Source organism: Martinezella sp. CNPSo 3964 (assembly GCF_057784375.1).
In genome coordinates this window covers 295,270-311,486 of record NZ_JBXSOW010000001.1, presented here as the reverse complement: position 1 = coordinate 311,486, position 16,217 = coordinate 295,270, and the positions used below count along the sequence as shown (strand labels likewise).

General features: G+C 63.4%; 15 protein-coding genes and 1 pseudogene. 4 read left to right on the top strand and 12 right to left on the bottom strand.

Going from position 1 to position 16,217, the window contains the following annotated elements; all coding sequences use genetic code 11:
- Positions 1 to 17: 17 nt before the first annotated feature.
- From AC13Q5_RS01490 to AC13Q5_RS01450, 9 genes are all read right to left on the bottom strand, one after another.
- Positions 18 to 2,150, bottom strand: a complete 2,133-nt coding sequence (locus AC13Q5_RS01490; RefSeq protein ID WP_488500664.1) for a ParB/RepB/Spo0J family partition protein — start codon at positions 2,148 to 2,150, stop codon at positions 18 to 20.
- 149 nt (positions 2,151 to 2,299) lie between these two features.
- Complete coding sequence (locus AC13Q5_RS01485; RefSeq protein ID WP_488500663.1) at positions 2,300 to 2,683, bottom strand: DUF2958 domain-containing protein; 384 nt, start codon at positions 2,681 to 2,683, stop codon at positions 2,300 to 2,302.
- Positions 2,680 to 3,639: an ArdC family protein gene (locus AC13Q5_RS01480; RefSeq protein ID WP_488500662.1), complete on the bottom strand. Its 960-nt coding sequence runs from the start codon at positions 3,637 to 3,639 to the stop codon at positions 2,680 to 2,682. Before AC13Q5_RS01480 ends, AC13Q5_RS01485 begins: the two co-directional genes overlap by 4 nt.
- A gap of 208 nt (positions 3,640 to 3,847) precedes the next feature.
- Positions 3,848 to 4,738 (bottom strand): aldo/keto reductase, encoded by an 891-nt coding sequence (locus tag AC13Q5_RS01475; RefSeq protein WP_488500661.1) that lies wholly within the window; start codon positions 4,736 to 4,738, stop codon positions 3,848 to 3,850.
- An 18-nt stretch (positions 4,739 to 4,756) separates the two neighbouring features.
- On the bottom strand, positions 4,757 to 5,002 hold the full coding sequence (locus AC13Q5_RS01470) for a tautomerase family protein (protein WP_488500660.1): 246 nt from the start codon (positions 5,000 to 5,002) through the stop codon (positions 4,757 to 4,759).
- A 3-nt stretch (positions 5,003 to 5,005) separates the two neighbouring features.
- Positions 5,006 to 5,416: a (R)-mandelonitrile lyase gene (locus AC13Q5_RS01465; protein WP_488500659.1), complete on the bottom strand. Its 411-nt coding sequence runs from the start codon at positions 5,414 to 5,416 to the stop codon at positions 5,006 to 5,008.
- Positions 5,417 to 5,461: 45 nt separating this feature from the next.
- Positions 5,462 to 6,655: an arabinose transporter gene (locus tag AC13Q5_RS01460; RefSeq protein ID WP_488500658.1), complete on the bottom strand. Its 1,194-nt coding sequence runs from the start codon at positions 6,653 to 6,655 to the stop codon at positions 5,462 to 5,464.
- Positions 6,656 to 6,678: 23 nt separating this feature from the next.
- Positions 6,679 to 7,470, bottom strand: coding sequence for a carboxymuconolactone decarboxylase family protein (locus AC13Q5_RS01455; RefSeq protein ID WP_488500657.1), 792 nt, complete (start codon positions 7,468 to 7,470; stop codon positions 6,679 to 6,681).
- A 12-nt stretch (positions 7,471 to 7,482) separates the two neighbouring features.
- Positions 7,483 to 7,941, bottom strand: coding sequence for a (R)-mandelonitrile lyase (locus AC13Q5_RS01450; protein ID WP_488500656.1), 459 nt, complete (start codon positions 7,939 to 7,941; stop codon positions 7,483 to 7,485).
- 126 nt (positions 7,942 to 8,067) lie between these two features.
- Here AC13Q5_RS01450 and AC13Q5_RS01445 point away from each other — a divergent pair, with 126 nt between their 5' ends.
- The 3 genes from AC13Q5_RS01445 to AC13Q5_RS01435 all read left to right on the top strand — a co-directional run bounded on the left by AC13Q5_RS01445 (position 8,068) and on the right by AC13Q5_RS01435 (position 10,539).
- Positions 8,068 to 8,961: a LysR family transcriptional regulator gene (locus AC13Q5_RS01445; protein ID WP_488500655.1), complete on the top strand. Its 894-nt coding sequence runs from the start codon at positions 8,068 to 8,070 to the stop codon at positions 8,959 to 8,961.
- 344 nt (positions 8,962 to 9,305) lie between these two features.
- The gene (locus AC13Q5_RS01440) at positions 9,306 to 9,617 is read left to right on the top strand and encodes a DUF1330 domain-containing protein (RefSeq protein WP_488500654.1); all 312 of its coding nucleotides are present in this window, start codon (positions 9,306 to 9,308) and stop codon (positions 9,615 to 9,617) included.
- A 10-nt stretch (positions 9,618 to 9,627) separates the two neighbouring features.
- Positions 9,628 to 10,539, top strand: a complete 912-nt coding sequence (locus AC13Q5_RS01435; protein WP_488500653.1) for an aldo/keto reductase family protein — start codon at positions 9,628 to 9,630, stop codon at positions 10,537 to 10,539.
- 69 nt (positions 10,540 to 10,608) lie between these two features.
- Here AC13Q5_RS01435 and AC13Q5_RS01430 read toward each other — a convergent pair.
- Together AC13Q5_RS01430 and AC13Q5_RS01425 are read right to left on the bottom strand one after the other, a co-directional pair.
- A pseudogene (locus AC13Q5_RS01430) lies at positions 10,609 to 10,909 on the bottom strand (hypothetical protein); the annotation flags it as partial.
- 5 nt (positions 10,910 to 10,914) lie between these two features.
- On the bottom strand, positions 10,915 to 11,205 hold the full coding sequence (locus AC13Q5_RS01425) for a hypothetical protein (RefSeq protein WP_488500652.1): 291 nt from the start codon (positions 11,203 to 11,205) through the stop codon (positions 10,915 to 10,917).
- A 304-nt stretch (positions 11,206 to 11,509) separates the two neighbouring features.
- Here AC13Q5_RS01425 and AC13Q5_RS01420 point away from each other — a divergent pair, with 304 nt between their 5' ends.
- On the top strand, positions 11,510 to 12,730 hold the full coding sequence (locus AC13Q5_RS01420) for an ATP-binding protein (RefSeq protein WP_488500651.1): 1,221 nt from the start codon (positions 11,510 to 11,512) through the stop codon (positions 12,728 to 12,730).
- A gap of 142 nt (positions 12,731 to 12,872) precedes the next feature.
- Here the strand turns inward: AC13Q5_RS01420 and AC13Q5_RS01415 are convergent, their stop codons facing one another.
- Positions 12,873 to 16,214 carry a DEAD/DEAH box helicase gene (locus AC13Q5_RS01415; RefSeq protein WP_488500650.1) on the bottom strand — a complete coding sequence of 1,114 codons (3,342 nt, stop codon included), beginning with the start codon at positions 16,212 to 16,214 and terminating at the stop codon, positions 12,873 to 12,875.
- Positions 16,215 to 16,217: the final 3 nt, after the last annotated feature.

Here is a 16,217-nt window from a genome sequence, read left to right as displayed (position 1 = left end):
GCCGCTCCGGGTGCCCGTCATTCGGCCGCAGCAAGGTGCGGTTCGACGTCATGGGCCTCGGCCGCGACATCCTCATCGCCCTCGATGAGGAATGCGGGAAGCGCCTCGTCCTCGCCGACGTCCTCGACCTCCGGCGTGGGCGCCTCCGCGTCGTCGATCAGGCGCAGCGGCTCGGGCAACCAGCCGCTGTCAGCGAGAAGCCGCTCGGCCTCCTTGGCCATGTCGCCCTTCTTTAGGTGGTCGATGAGCTGCGCGGACTGCTCGCCGACGCCCTCGCGGACCGCCTGCAGGATGCGGGGCTTGGTGACGCGGCTGAGGTAGTTGCCGAAGGTCGGGCGCCAGCCGGCCTCCACCAGGTTGACGCCCGTCGCCTTCGTCAGGCGGTCGGCCTGGGCGAGCCGCATATCGAGCGTATGCTGCGACACGCCGCCGGCGCTGTGCGGGTTCGGCCGCTCATAGAGCGCGTTCACGCCATAGCTGACGCAATGCGCCAGCAGCGCCATCCGGCTGGTATCGTCCAGGTCCGCGAGCCAGTCCCACAGGGCGTCGTCGTCCTTCGGGATGTCGCGGGCCCAGGCGGCGTGCCTGTCCTGCACCGCACGGGCGGACGGGCTGTCCTTCAGCGCATCGTCCTGTGCCGGGAAGAAGATGTGCTTCACCCCGGCCTCGATGGCGCCCGTATACATGCGGGTCATGAAGGTGTCCGAGACCAGCTTGTGGAGGAGCGCGGTCATGGCGACGTGCGGGTTTTCCGCGACGGCGTTGCGCAGCGCGAGGGTGCGATACGCCGTCAGCTCGATGACAAGGCGCTCGGGGAGCGGCTTGATTGCGTCGTCCTCATCGTCCTCCTCCTCGACGGGCTGGCCGCCGATCGTAATGACGGCGCGCTGCACGACCGGCGCACCGGGCTCGTCCGGCCGACCTTCGGTTTCGTCCTCATCGGTCTCGGCGCTGGGTTCGGGAGTCTCGTCCTCGGCCCGGACGTAGCCGCGATCGATGGCGACGTTGCCGTCGTGAGCGATGCTGATGAACACGCCGGCGCGGGCAATGTCCTCGGCCTCGAAGCGGACAGGACGGGTCTCGAAGGCGGACAGGGCCGTCTCGATCTCGCCGAGCCGGTGGTCGACCTCGTCGGGCAGTTCGTCAGCGCCTTCATATTCAGCCTCGAGCTTTTGGTATTCGGCGTTGAGCGCCTCGATCGTCGCCTGTTCTTCCGCCGTCAGGTCGAGCGGTTCGCCCTGCAGCTCGCGCAGGCCGCGCGTGGCGTCATAGGGAAATCCGACCGCGACCTCGATCCACTTCCAGCCCTCGGCGGCGATCGTCTCGGCTGTCGCCTTCAGCTTCTCGGCGACCAGCCGATCGAGCAGCGCCGCATCCTGCAGCCAGCCGCCGTCGTCGGACTGGAACAGGTCGCGCATGACGATGCCGCCGGCGGCCTCATACGCCTCGACGCCGACGAAGATGGCGCGCTTGTCCGAGGCGCGCACCGTCGTCTCGGTGAGCATGCGGCGGATTTGATAGGGCTCCTTCGACCAGGCATCCTTGATCGCCTCCCAGACCTGCTCCTGGCGGGCATGGTCGTCAGTGACGGTGAAGGCCATGAGCTGGTCGAGCGTCATGCCGTCTTCGGCATAGACGTCGAGCAAGGTGGGCGATGCGGTGGCGAGGCGCAGGCGCTGCTTGACCACCTGCACGGGCACGAAGAGGGCCGCGGCGATTTCCTCCTCGGTCTTGCCCTTCACCCGCATGTCCTGGAACGCTCGGAACTGGTCCAGTGGATGGAGCGGCGCGCGGTCGATGTTCTCGACCAGCGACACTTCCTCGGAGAGGATCTCGTCGTCGCGCTTGCGCACGACGCACGGCACGGGCGCGATCTTGGCGAGGCGCTTCTGCTTGACGAGCAGCTCCAGCGCGCGGAAGCGGCGGCCGCCGGCCGGCACTTCGAACATGCCGGTCTCCTGGCCCTCGGCGTCGACGACGGGCACGACGCTGAGGCTCTGGATGAGGCCGCGCCGCGCGATCGAGGCCGCCAGGTCCTCGATCGAGACGCCGGCCTTCACGCGGCGGACGTTAGACTGGCTGAGCACCAGCTTGTTGAAGGGAATGTCACGCGAGGACGACAGGACGATCTTCTGAACTGCAGTAGCCATTGGGGATTGCTCCGCGACGGGCGGCCGAGAGCCTCTCTCTCGACCTCCAACCCGTCACGAAAATCCCGTCCTCCCTCTCACTCTCTACGTGCCGGCACCTCCTGGCGCGGCGACGGGAGACGCAAAAGCGCAGTCCCGCCGCCACGGATTTACGCCTTTGCGGATTGGCTGGACGTGGTGCTTCGGTGGACGGCGTGAAGCACGCGTTCGGCCTCGCGGATGCCGCCGGTTCGACGGGCCGCCTCGGCCCAGGCCGAGATCGGATAGAGGCCCTCGAACAGGATGTCGCGCTCGATGCCGAGACCCATCGGCAGGCGAACGGCGATCATCTCTGCAAGGCTGAACGAGCCGAGCTCGGGCTCGCCGAGATCGGCCAGGCCGAATAAGGTGTCGCCGTCATCATCGAGTTCGGTCGCGAGCCAGACGCCTTGGCCGAGGGGATTGAAGAACTTCACCACGGGGATGTGGTCGGCGTCGCGGTCGCGGCCGTTGGCGAGGAGCTGCTCCCGCAACTCGGGGGTCAGGAGGATCATGCGGCCCTCCTGTCGATCGCGGGTTCGGCCGAAAGCGCGGCCCCGTCGGCCGGCACGAAGCCGAGAAGCCAGTCGGCGGCCTTGCTCGCCTGGCTGGCGGCGCGGACGATGGCGCGGTTGTCCTCGCGCAGCACCTCCAGCCAGGAGCCGATATAATCCGCGTGCCGCACGGTCGGCACGATGCCGAGCGAGGCGCAGCAAAAGGCTGCATTCATCTCGGCGACCAGCTCCTCGAACGCGTACTTCTTGGTGCCGAAGCTGCCGCTCATGTCGCGGCCGAGCCGGGACGGATGGCCGGTCGCATGCCCCAGCTCGTGCAGCGCCGTCCGATGCCAGTTGATCGGCTCGAAATAGGCCTGGGGCGGCGGGACCTGCACATAGTCGAGCGCCGGCACGTAGAAGGCGCGATTGCCGCCGATGCGGAAGTCGATCTCCGTCGCGCGGATCAGCGCCTCGACCTGGGGCTCGATCAGGCCCGGCGCCGGCGGGGGCGCGACGATCGCGACGTCGTCGGGCAGGCCCTCGCATTGCGCCGCGTTGAACACCGTGAAGCGCTTCAGGAACGGGATCGCCTGGGCTTCGTCGCCGGTCTCGCGGGCGCGTCGCTTCTCGTCGTCAGGCACGAAGCGGTCGGCATAGACGACGGTCGTGCCGCGCTCGCCCTTGCGGACATTGCCGCCGAGCGCGAGCGCCTGGCGAAAGGTGAGCCAGCTCTGGCCGGGAAAGCCGTGCTCGATCACGGCGCCCCAAAGGATCAGCACGTTGATCCCGGAATAATGCCGGCCCGTGGCGGCGTTCCTCGGCATGGCGAGCGGTGCCTTCGCCGCCGCTGTTCCCCAGGGTTGAACCCAGGGCACGCGGCCAGCCTCCAGTTCGCCGATGATCTTGCCGGTGATTTCGTCGTAAAGGCTCGTCCGGTCCTGGCCGGAGCGAGCGGATGCGGTCTTTCTGGACATCGCGGATCTCCGCGACGGGCACCGGAAGCCTCTCTCCCAGCTCTCAACCCGTCACGGCTAAGCCGGTCCGCACTCTCACTCTACAGGGGGCGTTGCGGGGGCTCCCCGCAGAAGCCGAGACGCAAGGCTCGGCCGCAGGGGAAGGCCTTCCCCTCAAGGCCTCTTGCGCACATTGATGTCGACTGGATGAGATTGATGGGTCGGCAGTTCAGCCTTCCGGCGTCGTGTTGTGGATTTGGCGCTTCTTGCCGAACACTGGAAACTTGCTCGCCGCACCGTAGTCGGTGCTCTCCCGAGCATCCTTCAAGATCGCAATGTCTGCATCAGAGATCACGAAATCCACGGCAGCATTGGTCCGCATGTGCGCGGCGTTGGCCGTCTTCGGCAAGGGAAGGAGGCCGAGTTGGAGGCAGTATCGGATGCAGAGCTGCGCGACATCGACACCATATTTCTCTGCCAAGGCTCTGATTTCCACATTCTTCAGCAGAGCGCCGTGGGCGACGGGCGAATAGGCTTCCACGAGAATGTCTTTGGATCGCGCGTAGTCGATCAGGTCGAACGGCGTGTTGCCGACATGCGCCAGAATCTGGTTGACCATCGGCTTGACGCTGCCGTTGTCGAGCAGGTTGTCCAGGTCCGCCCGCTCGAAATTGGATACCCCGATTGCGCGCAGCTTGCCCTCGCGGTGCCCTTGTTCAAGCGCGCGCCATGCCTCGAGATTACCCTCGAAGAAGTGCTCGCCCTCTCTGAATTCCGCCCAGGGCTGCGGGCTGTGGATTAGCATCATGTCGATGTGATCGAGCCCGAGCGTCTGCAGCGACCCGTCGATGAGGTCTTTGGCCTCGGCGTAGCTTTTGCACTCCGCCGCGAGCTTGGTCGTGACAAAGAATTGGTCGCGCTGCAGGCCGCTCGCCCGTAGGCCTTCGCCAACGCCGCGCTCGTTCGCATAGGCCTGGGCGGTGTCGAAGTGGCGATAGCCGATCTCGACGGCCTCGCGCACGACCCGAGCGACCTCGCCATCGGGGATCATCCAGGTGCCGAGCCCGAGCTTGGGGATCTCAATGCCGTTCGGCAGGGCGAACGTCTCTTGCAAAATCATGGTGCTAACCTTTCAAATTCAGTCGGTGGAATTCGGGCCGGGGCCATAGCCGGGCTGCTTGACCAGCGTGTCCCATTTGCCTTGGATATCCGGGGCGTAGACCTGTGTGGACCATTCGGCTGGGGCGACTTCCTCGAAGCCCACCGAGACGGACTCGTCCCCATAGTTCAGGATCCTGGTCACATCGCGCACGATGGCGTCCGACAGATCGCGCTTCTGCGCATCGGACTTCCCAGGCCAGAGTTTGACGATGACGTGCGGCATGGCTCAGTCCTTCTGCAGGGGGGCGAAATATTGCTCGTCGGTCACGTGCTCCATCCAGGTCAGGTTCGCGCCGTTGACGGTATCCTGGATGGCGACGTGGGTCATGCCCTCATGCGGCGTGGCACCGTGCCAGTGCTTGTGCTCCGCCGGACACCACAGCACGTCGCCTGCGTAGAACTCGAGCTTCGGCCCGCCTTCCACCTGGGTCCATCCGACACCTTCGGTCACGATGAGCGTCTGGCCCGCCGGGTGCGAGTGCCAAGCCGTGCGCGCGCCTGGTTCGAAATGGACGATGGCGCCGCTAACACGCGACGGATCGGGCCGTTGGAATTGCCCGGTGATCGTGACCTTGCCGGTGAAGTAGTCCGCAGGCCCGTCGACGGTCTTCAGTTCCGCCTTGCGAGTAATATCCATTGTCGTGGTTCCTTTCTGTGTAGAGCCCGCGCTGGGCGTTCAGCATCAGGCGGTAGATTTCTGACGCAGGAGCCTGATCGCGATGCCCGCCGCGCAAAGCACGGCAACGGCGCTGACGATAAAGACGGCGCTCAACCCGCGTTCCGCCGCGATCCATCCCAGTACCGGGCTGCCGATCGCCATCGCGACATCGAGGAACACGGTGTAGATGCCCATGGCGAGGCCACGATTTTCCGGCGACGTCTCGCGCACCGCTTCCGCGCCCAGCCCCGGATAAACGAGTGAATAGCCGAAGCCTGCAAGCGTCGCGCTCGCGGACGCGATGACGATGTTGGGCGCCAAAGCCATGAAGGCGAGGCCAGCCGATTGCACGGCCACGAAAATCAACGCCACCCGGGCGCCGCCGTATTGATCCGGCCAGTGGCCAACAATCATGCGAGCCAGGATGAGCGCAGCGCCGAATGCGCTGAACGGCAGCCAGATCGGTTGCCAGTGCTGCTCGGCGAAGAACAGCGAGCTGAAGGCCAGAATGGAGCAATAGCCGACACTGCTGAGCGCCGCGCCAAGTCCGGGCAACCAGACGGAGCGCACGACAGCTTTGACTTCGCCGCGGTCCCTGGGCGGAAGCGGCGAGATGGCGGGCATGCCCAGCAGACCTGCCAGCACGATGAGCGGGAGCAGCGTCGTCGTCAGCGCGATAGCGGCGAACCCATAAGGGGAGAACAGGGCGGTGCCGACGGGACCGCCGAGCGCCAAGGCCGCGAACATCGCGGTTCCGACCCAAGCGATGACCTTGCCTGCATGCTCCTTGTCGAAGAGCGCGAGGCCCCAGCTCATTGCGCCCGTGATGATAAAGCTCTCCGCGCCGCCAAGCAGAGCACGGCCGACGAGGAGGATCGCCACCGACATGACCGGCGCGCCGACGAACGCAAGCGAGAGGAGATAGAGCAGGCCCGAAATGGCCGCCGCGACCAGGCCGGCCAAGACGCTACGCTTTGCGCCATGCTTGTCGGAGAAGGACCCCGCCCAGATACGCGATACGAGCGACGCGGCAAATTGAGCGCCCGCCACCAGCCCGACGACGAAGGTGCCGAAGCCGAGATTGTCTTTAACGTAAAGGGGCAGGACCGGCAGCGACAGGCCGATGATGAGGAAGGCGGCGAGCACCGCCGCCATGATCGGGGTCAGGCGGAGGGCGACGGACCGTCCGGAGAGTGCGGAGGAAGCAGCGTGCGACATGGGCGTTGGAACTTCATCGCTCGTTACTTGGATGCACGCTGCTCGAAGACGGAGCGGACGACGGGAGCGGCCGAGAAAGCGTTTGGCCAGCCGGCATAGAAGGCGAGCTGGCTGACGATCTCGCCCGCTTCCTCGCGGGTCAGGCCATTGTCCATCGCCTTATTGAGATGGAACGGGATCTGCTGCACCTGACCGTTGGAGATCAGCGCGCTTACCGTCACCAGGCTCCGATCGCGCGGTGCGAGATCGGGGCGAAGCCACAGGTCGCGAAAGAGCACCTCGGCCGTGTCGCGTACCAGGCCGGGCGATGCCGGGCCGGTGCTCTCTTCGACCGCTATGGCGCGCGCGGCTTCAGCCGCCTCATTGAGCGGAAGGTGATCCACGGAAGCCTTGGGGAGTTGGTCTGCGCCAATGCCGCGTTCGGCGAAGACGGCCTTGGCAATCACCGTTGCGGCGATCGCATTCCCCCAGCCGGCATAGAAGGCGAGATGGGTGACGGTCTCGGATATCTCGGTGGGCTTTACGCCATTGTCGAGCGCCAGCCGCAGTTGCTCGGGCAGCAATACGCCTTGATTGCGGGTGATGACCGCAGCGAGCGTGACAAGGCTGCGATCGCGTCGGGAAAGGCCGGGCCGATTCCAGAGATCCGTTGCGAGTTTATCGGTGGCATAGCGCGCCAGAGCGGGCGACACCGAACCGACGTCATCGACCGACAGCGGACCGGTCTGCGTGCCGGTTTGAGCGAGTGTTTCGGATGCGCCGAGCGAGAGCGCCAAGGCCAGGGCGGTGGTCGTAGTCATGATAAATCCTTTCATCGCCACGCGGCTCTATCGGATCAGCTCGTCGCTGACGGCTTCGAGCCAATCGACGTTCTTGCCGCCTTCCATGTAGGTGATGGCGATGTGGCTCATCGGGCTGGTGGCGGTCGCGCCATGCCAATGCTTCACATGCGGCGGGATCCACACGGCATCGCCGGGATTGATCGCGCGTCGTTCCTTGCCGTCTTCCTGTACCCAGCCTTGGCCGGCGGTCACGATCAGCAACTGTCCAGCAGGATGGGTATGCCAGACCGTGCGCGCGCCTGGCGCGAAGTTGACCAGACCGGCATTGGACCGGGTGAAATCGTTCGGCGGGAACAGCGGGCTGATCACGGCATGGCCGGTGAAATTGTCGGGCGCGCCAATCATCGCGGGCGTTCCGCCATTCGGTCTGATCTCAATGGTGTCGGCCTGGGCCGGAACGATGCCTGCCGCACTAATGGCGGCTGCGGTTAGAATCTTCTTCATTTTGCGCTTCTTCCTTCCGCGCTCGACGCGGATTTTCGCAATTTTGGGTGCAGCGCAAAGATAAGCCAGAGCGGAATAAGTTATTAGATGCTAGATTGTGTATGGACCAATAAGGAAAGCTTCTAAATGGAATCTGATAACCTGAACGACCTAGCGTCATTCCTCGTGGTCGCACAGGAGCGGAATTTTACCCGCGCGGCGAAGCGCCTGGGCGTCTCGCAGTCGGCGCTGAGCCAGACCATCCGTGTTCTGGAAGCGCGGCTTGGCCTGCGGCTGCTGACCCGCACGACCCGTAGCGTGGCGCCAACCGAAGCCGGCGAGCGGCTCATCCATTCGATCGGGCCGCGGATCGAGGAGATCCGAAGAGAGCTGGATGCGCTGAGCGATCTTCGCGAGAAGCCGTCAGGCACCATCCGGCTGACGGCGACGGAACATGCCGCCGAAGCGATCCTTTGGCCGGCCGTCGCGAAGCTGGTGAGGGAGTATCCCGACATCAAGGTGGAGATCGTCACCGATTACGGCCTGACGGATATTGTCGGCGAGCGGTTTGACGCCGGCGTGCGGCCGGGCGAGACGATCGCGAAGGACATGATCGCGGTGCCGATCGGCCCGGAGCTGCGGATGGCGGTCGCCGGGGCGCCGTCCTATTTCGCATCGCGGTCCCAGCCGAAGACCCCGCAGGACTTGACCGGCCACAACTGCATCAACCTGCGCCTGCCGATCCACGGCGGCCTCTATGCGTGGGAATTCGAGAAGAAGGGGCGAGCGCTCAATGTGCGGGTCGATGGGCAACTCGTCTTCAACACCTCCAGTCTGATGTTGAAGGCCGCGCTTGAGGGGAGCGGTCTTGTCTATCTGACCGAAGGCCAGGTCGCACCCTATCTCGCGGACGGCCGCTTCGTGCGGGTGCTGGCCGACTGGTGCGAGCCGTTCTCGGGCTATCACCTCTACTACCCCAGTCGCCGCCAACCGACGCCCGCCTTCGCTTTGCTCGTTGACGCTCTGCGCTATCGGGGCTGATCCGGCGGGATCAACGGTTCAGGTGAAGGGCAGCACGGCGCCGCATCCGTAAAGCCGGAAATCCGTATGTGCGGGTCGGCGTATTGCCGTGCTCCACCCTGCCAGGCTCTACCTGTGCTGGCTGGTGAAAGCCGGAAGCCAAGCCGAGTCTCCCAGCCGTTGAAGAATTTCCCGCTACAGATACGGGACCAAATAGCTCCAATATTGGGCGTGAAATCCGTATTAGAGTGCCTTATTCTACAATCACGTCAACGGCGGGGCGCATCAGCCATCCGCGGTCATGGGCCGGCAGCCGAAGCTGTCTTGCTCCGAATGGGACGAGAACAACCGAACAGGAAATTTTTATGCCGACAACGCCGCATGCCTATTTGACCGGTAACTTCACAGTCACCGACGCAGCCTTGATGGCGGAATACAGCAAGCGGGCGCGACCGTTGGTCGAACAACATGGCGGCCAAATCATCCTGTCGGACCAGGACCTGTCTCCAGTCGAAGGCAGGGCTGAGACTGTGCTGGTGGTTATCCAGTTTCCGAGCCTGAAAGACGCTGAGGCTTTCTATCACTCTCCGGAATATGCGCCGGTCAAGGAACTGCGGATCAAGGCAACGACCGGCGGATTCCTTGCCCTGACGTCCGGCTTTTCCGTCAACGCATAGAGGTTTGAACATGGGACTTCTTCGAACAACATTCGCCATCAACGCCGACACGCACATTCCCGCCGTCGGTTTCGGCACCTATCTGATCAGCCAGGATGATGTCGCCGCGGCGGTCCGCGCCGCGATCGGGGTCGGCTACCGCCACGTCGATACGGCGGCCGTCTACCAGAATGAAGAAGGCGTCGGTGAAGGCATCCGCGCTGGTCTCAAGGACAATGGTCTTGTCCGTCAGGATATTTTTGTGACGACAAAGCTCTGGCCAGGCGCTCCGGAATGGGGCGAGACCGCCAAGACGCGGGCGCAGACCGTCGCGGAATGCGAGGCCAGCCTCAATCGGCTCGGTCTCGATTATCTCGATCTATACCTGATCCACTCGCCCCATGGCGGCCAAGAGCGCGTCAATGAATGGCGCGGCCTCGTCGATGTAAAGCAGGCCGGCAAGGCCCGCAGCATCGGCGTTAGCAATTTTAGCGAAGGCCATCTTGAGGAAATCAAGGCGGCGGGGCTTCCCGCACCCGAGGCCAACCAGATCGAGTTGCACCCCTGGTCGCAGAAGCCCGACTTGGTCGCCTACATGCTGAAGAACGAGATTGCTCCGATCGCCTATAGCAGCCTTGCGCCGCTATCGACCTGGCGCATCGCTCCTGGCCAGGACAGCGCCAAAACCGAAGACCATAAGGGCGACGAGGTCTTCGCCGTCATGGCGGCCAAGTACGGCGTGACCGAAGCGCAGCTTCTCCTGCGGTGGGGCGTCCAGAAGGGCTATGCGGTCCTCCCGAAGAGCCTGAACCCGGAACGCATGCGACAGAACATCGAGCTCGATGGGTTCGCGATCGATGACGCCGACATGGCAGAGATCGCGACGATGGATCGCGGCGGCGGCATCGCCTGGTCGATGGGCGACCCCACGAAGGTCGTTTGAACTGCTTCGCTGTGGGACTCGGTCTCGATCCTGCAGCCCAGTCGAAACCAGATACTATGTCTTCCAGGAAGACAAGAGCGTGCGCGTAACGGCTGCTAGGCCGAGCGGAGAAGGCGTCGAGAATTGCTGAAGCACTTGGCTCTCCTCGGAGCGGCGCGTGTTCGTCGGCAGGACGATCTTTGAGATGGCGCAAAGCCGTGCAGCAGGAGACACGGCTTTGCGGAAAAGCGCTTTTCCATATTTACGCAGAAACAGGACAATCGCCGCTTCGCACGCGTCATAGGCCGTCTTCCAATCTCAGACTTTGGTAATCCGAAGCGACGAAGGCGGATTACGTCGCAGTGCGCAGCATGGCGGCGTCGATGCGCCGCCATGCTAGAGTCCGTCAGCGATCTCGCGGGCGATCAAAGCACGCGCCTTGCGCATTATTATGTCGCCGCTCGTGTCGACATGGCTGAAGAACCGGGCTCGTACCCCGTTTTCCGTCCAATCTCTATAGGCGCAGTATTCCTGGGCATCGAGCCGGAACGCGCGAAGGTCGCTCGCCCAACGGGGCTTTGGTTCGACGATAACGGTGACACCGCCGGAGGTTTCAGGCCAGGGTAGCGACCGCTCCAGTAGTGGACGTTTGCGATCGTCCGCGAAGATTGTTTCGACGTCCGTCATGACACCTCTCCCGGTGCCTTCAGAACTTGCATATTCATGGGACGAAACTCCATGACGGGCGCCGGAAGCCTCTCTCCCGGCCCTCAACCCGTCACGGAGAACCCGGCCACTCTCTCACTCTATAGTGGGCGTTGCGGGGATCTTCCCCGCAGAAGGGGTCGGACGAGACCATGGCTCGGCCGCAGGGGAAGGCCTTCTCCTTCACCCATTCCCGGATCACGGTTCTACCATTTCCAATCTGCGGGTCATTGACTTCCAATTATCATGCCTCATAGTTCCAGTCGTCAGAGAATCGGAAACAGGCATGTACGAACGGCTCGTCGAGCATCGGGTGGTGGAAGCCCTTTCAGACACCCCGGTGGTCCTGATCGTGGGACCACGCCGGGCGGGCAAGACCACGCTTGTCCGGAAGATGGGTGAGACGGGCCGGAGCTATATCACGCTCGATGACCAGACAGTGCTCGACGCTGCACAGTCCGATCCGGCCGGTTTCATTCGCGGTCTGGATCGCGCGATTATCGACGAGATCCAGCGCGCGCCCGATCTGCTGTTGGCAATCAAGAAGACGGTAGACGAGGACTATCGCCCCGGCCGCTTCCTCCTGACCGGCTCGGCCAATGTGCTGACCTTGCCACGGGTTGCCGACAGCTTGGCGGGCCGGATGGAAACCATTCGAATGCTGCCGCTGGCTCGGGCGGAAATAACAGGCAAGGCGCCGACCTTTCTGGAGCGTCTGTTCGCTGGGAAACTCCAGGGGGACCGTGAGGCGGTTGTTGGTGACGACCTCATCCAACTCGCACTGTTCGGAGGCTTTCCCGAGGCGATCAGCCGTGAGAGCGAACGGCGGCGGCAGGATTGGGCGCGGTCCTATCTTACGTCGGTTCTGACCCGCGACCTCAGAGACATCGCCGAGATCGAGAAGCTGACCGAACTGCCGAAATTCGTTCGACTGCTCGCGGAGCATTCGGGGCAATTGGTCAACTACTCGCAGTTCGGCTCCAGCATCAATGTCAGCCACAAGACAGGACAGCGCTATGTCGCGCTGCTGGAGCAGGTCTTTCTCGTCTCAACATTGCAGCCTTGGTACACGAACACGCTGAAGCGGATCGCCAAGACGCCGAAGCTGCATTTCCTCGACTCCGGCCTCCTCGCCACGGCGCGCGGGTTGACCTTCGATCGGGTAAAGGCGGACCGCGGTGTATTTGGCGCGCTTTTGGAAAGCTTCGTGTTCGCCGAAGTCCTGAAGCTCATAAGTGCGTCCGATCTGCGGCTGACGCCATATCATTTTCGCGACCAGCAGATGCATGAGGTAGATATCGTGCTGGAACGCGACGACGGCATGATCGTGGGAATCGAGGTCAAGGCGTCAGCGACGGTGAAGTCCAGCGACTTTGCCGGACTGCGGACCTTGGCCGAAGCATGCAAGGACCGATTCGCCTATGGCGTCGTCCTCTACGACAGTACCGATCTTGTGCCCTTTGGCGACAAGTTGGCAGCAGCGCCATTGTCCGCTTTGTGGGGGTGAGGGCGGTGCATCAATCGGCAAAATCGTCCCGTACAAGGCGCAACCCGCCGATCGAGCCTGCTCTGGGATGGACCTATATGTCGCGGGAGGCGCTGGCGCGGGCCAAGGCGCAGATGGACGAAGAGTCGATGGGTGTGGACAATCACGCGCTGCCGATGATCCGCAGCTTCATCGCGCGTGTCTCCATCAAATAGGTCTCGACACCGGCCAAGAGGTGCAGACCTTCTTCGGTGATGGCTGCGCGGGAGAGGCCCGGCTGCACGATCCTGACGTCGAACTCGTAGCGATAGTCCTGCCAGCTTGCCTTCAGCTTCTTGAGAAAGGCCGCTGTTCCTTGTTCGAAGCGCGAGCTCTGCCCCTTGTCGAGACGCAGCTTTTCCCGCTTCAGCATGTGCGTGAACATGCGATGGGGACGATCACGCCATCGGGCGGATTTCTGTGCCTGACCGCAGACCTCGTAGAGATCCTTAACGCGTCCTCCCGGTGTGTCCGCGCTGGAATATTTGCAGTGATGCAGGGTCACTTGCACAAGGCCTTCCATCACGCGAAGGGTGACCACGTCGGCGATTTCGCCAGCGCCGTCGTCGTCGAAGACGAGATCATAGGCTTGATCATCAGCCAGCAACGCGTCGATCACTCGCCGCTGCACAGAGTCGGCGCGCTTTTGAGTTCCTTGCGCCTCGGCACGGATGTTTGTCTTGGACCAGTCCCAGACCTCGATCTGATCCGAGGGGTAGGGTTCGATGGCAACACCATCGGGTAAGGCGTAGAGGTGGCTGTAGATCAGAAGCGATCCGTCCCCGAAATCGATCTGCGGTGAATCCTCGCCGAAGGATTCCGACAGGGTCTTTACTTTGCCGCCGACCTTGATAGCCGTTTTCGGTCCCGAGCGCTGCGGGTAGCGGGCTCCGCCCTCGGCGAAAACAATCTCGAACTCTGCGACATCAACATCGCTCCGCACCGAGAAACGCAGCGGTCCGGTGCGTCCATGATCGAGCAGTTCGATATCGCATTCGGCGAATGGCACAGCCCGGTCGCCGAAGCTGATCTCTACACGGTCCTCGATCTGCGTCAGCAGTGACTCCGGCCAATGGATCGCGACCGGCGGCACGGCGGGCCGATCGCTGATCTGTCGGGGACGCATGGCGCTCTTGAACACACCATCGGTGGTGATCCCAGGATCGTTCACGGCCTCGCCGATATCCGCACACCATTCGACCCAGTCGGTGAGATCGCGCACCGGAGAGATCGACCAGAATTTGCCCTTGGCCGAGCAGCCGCGCGAGGCGGGGACGCCATCGAGAAAACCAGTCGCAAAGACATTATTCTTGATACGGGACTGCGACTTGGCGGTATCGAGACCATCGGCGACATCAACGCCCATGTACATGGAGTAGCGAACGCCGCGGCCCTGATGATGGGTCAGACCAAGATTGCGCAGGATGAGGCGGTTGAACCCGTGCAGGCTGCGGAAGACTTCCTCGCCCTCGACGCGGCGTGCCATGTCACCACATATGGCTTTTGCCAGCCGGTCGTAGGGGCCTTTGGCGGAACCACTGATATAGAGGAGCTGCCGGTCGGGATCCCAATGGATCATGTGCAGGTCCCAGATGACGTTGGTCGCATGCTGCGCGGTCGTCCAGCCAGCCTGTTCCTCGGATCGGGTGACGAAGATAGCGACGCGCTGGTGCGGATTGACCTTCATGCCGAGATAGACGCCTGGATTATAGAGGTCCTCGGCGCGCATCGGCTCCCAAGCGTCGCAAGACGTCCGGTAGACTACCGCGTTCATTTTCGGTTCGAGCGTCTGGAGCGGAATATCGCTGAGGTCGCCGACGAAGCCCTTGAACATCTCGGCGCGCCGAACCTGCCGGTCGATTTTTGCGGTGCTGAGCGCTTCGACCAGCGCGTTCCAATCGGCGTCCTCCGCGTAGAGCTTGGCGAGCGATCGGTCGATATCGTCCACGCCAGTATTGGCGATGACAGTAGCATCGCCCAGGCGCGGGTCCTGGCGGGTGAACCGGCCGACGAACTGGATGGTGACGGCGATGCTTTTGTGTGGATCGTGCAGCGCAGCGATCTTCAGCTCTGGGAGATCGAAACCTTCGCCTAGCATATCGACGCAGATGATGACCCGGCTCTCGAAGCGCCTGAGCGCCGCGAGGTTCGCGCGGCGCTCGCGGATCGACTGCTGACTGTGAACGATGACCGGCCGGAATTCGGGGAACATCGCGCTATAGAGCTGGTGGAGATCGTTGGCGCGGTCGATCGTCTGGCAGCGTGCCATGGCAAGGTGATTGAGATCCGCATCCAGATCGCCCTGCAGGACTTCGCCGAGCTTCTCGGCAATCGCAAGATCGGCATCGGCCTGGTCCAGCCCGAACACCGCCTCGAAACGGATCGGTTTAAAATAGCCCTCGGTCTGCGCCTTCTTGAGCGGATATGTGTAGATGAACTCACCGTCGACACGCCTGCCATCCTCACGGAAGGGGGTGGCCGTGAACTGAACGATGGGCAGAGGCGGTTCCCGATCGACAAAGAGGCCTCGGAAGCGAGCCCAGGTTGGGGCGCCGATATGATGCGCCTCATCGATGAAGAGCGCCGAAGCGCGTGCAGCCATCTGCTCTTGAACGGGTGCGTCGGCGCGCCCGGCGATCTGCATGGTGGTGACGACGACATTGGCGCTGTCGAAGATTTCATCGACCTCCGCCGGGCTCGTCGGAATATGGGACAGCCGCATGACAAGCGGAAAGGCTGCTGCGTCGGCGAGACATTGCTGTTGCTTGAGAACGCCGAAGGTCTCAAATTTGCCGGCGATCTGCTCGCGCAAGGCGTCGGTGGGCACCACCACCAGCAGCCGTTCGAAGTTCTGGTGGGCATTGAGTGCGAGCATGGTTTCGGTCTTGCCAGTGCCGGTCGGCATGACAATGGTGGCCGGATCGGTCGATCGCGTCGCGTGGGCGAGCGCCGCGTGAAGCGCCCCGACCTGAGGACGCCGCAGCCCGGGCCGTGCCGGCTGGCCGGCCTCAGCGGCTCGTCCTTCGCGCAAGTAAACCGCATCCCGCCAGGAGGCGGAGACAGCGGCCAGCCGATCGGCACGTGCGGCGCGGTCAAGCGTGGCGATGTTGGCCGGCTGCACGTTCATCCAGCGGCCTTCGCCCAGTTCGAGCGCCTCTGCGATTCGTGCAGCCTCGGTTGCGCCGGGCACAAGGAGAATGAGATCGGCGTCCAGCGGCGTTGCCGTTTTCGTACTGATAATTTTCAGGGTCTCGCCAGATTTGAGCGTGGCCTCATGGCCAGTGACGCGGCGGATCGCGAAAGGGCGCAGTTTGCAGCGCACACGTTGCGCCGGAACCGCCAACTGACGGACGGGGCTCGCCAGCACCTTGCCGTCTATGGCGAGACGAGGGGGCAGCAGCAGCTCGACTTCCGGATTGAAGAGATCACCCTGGTCGGAAGCGGTGGTGCGTTTGCGGGTGGCCATCGA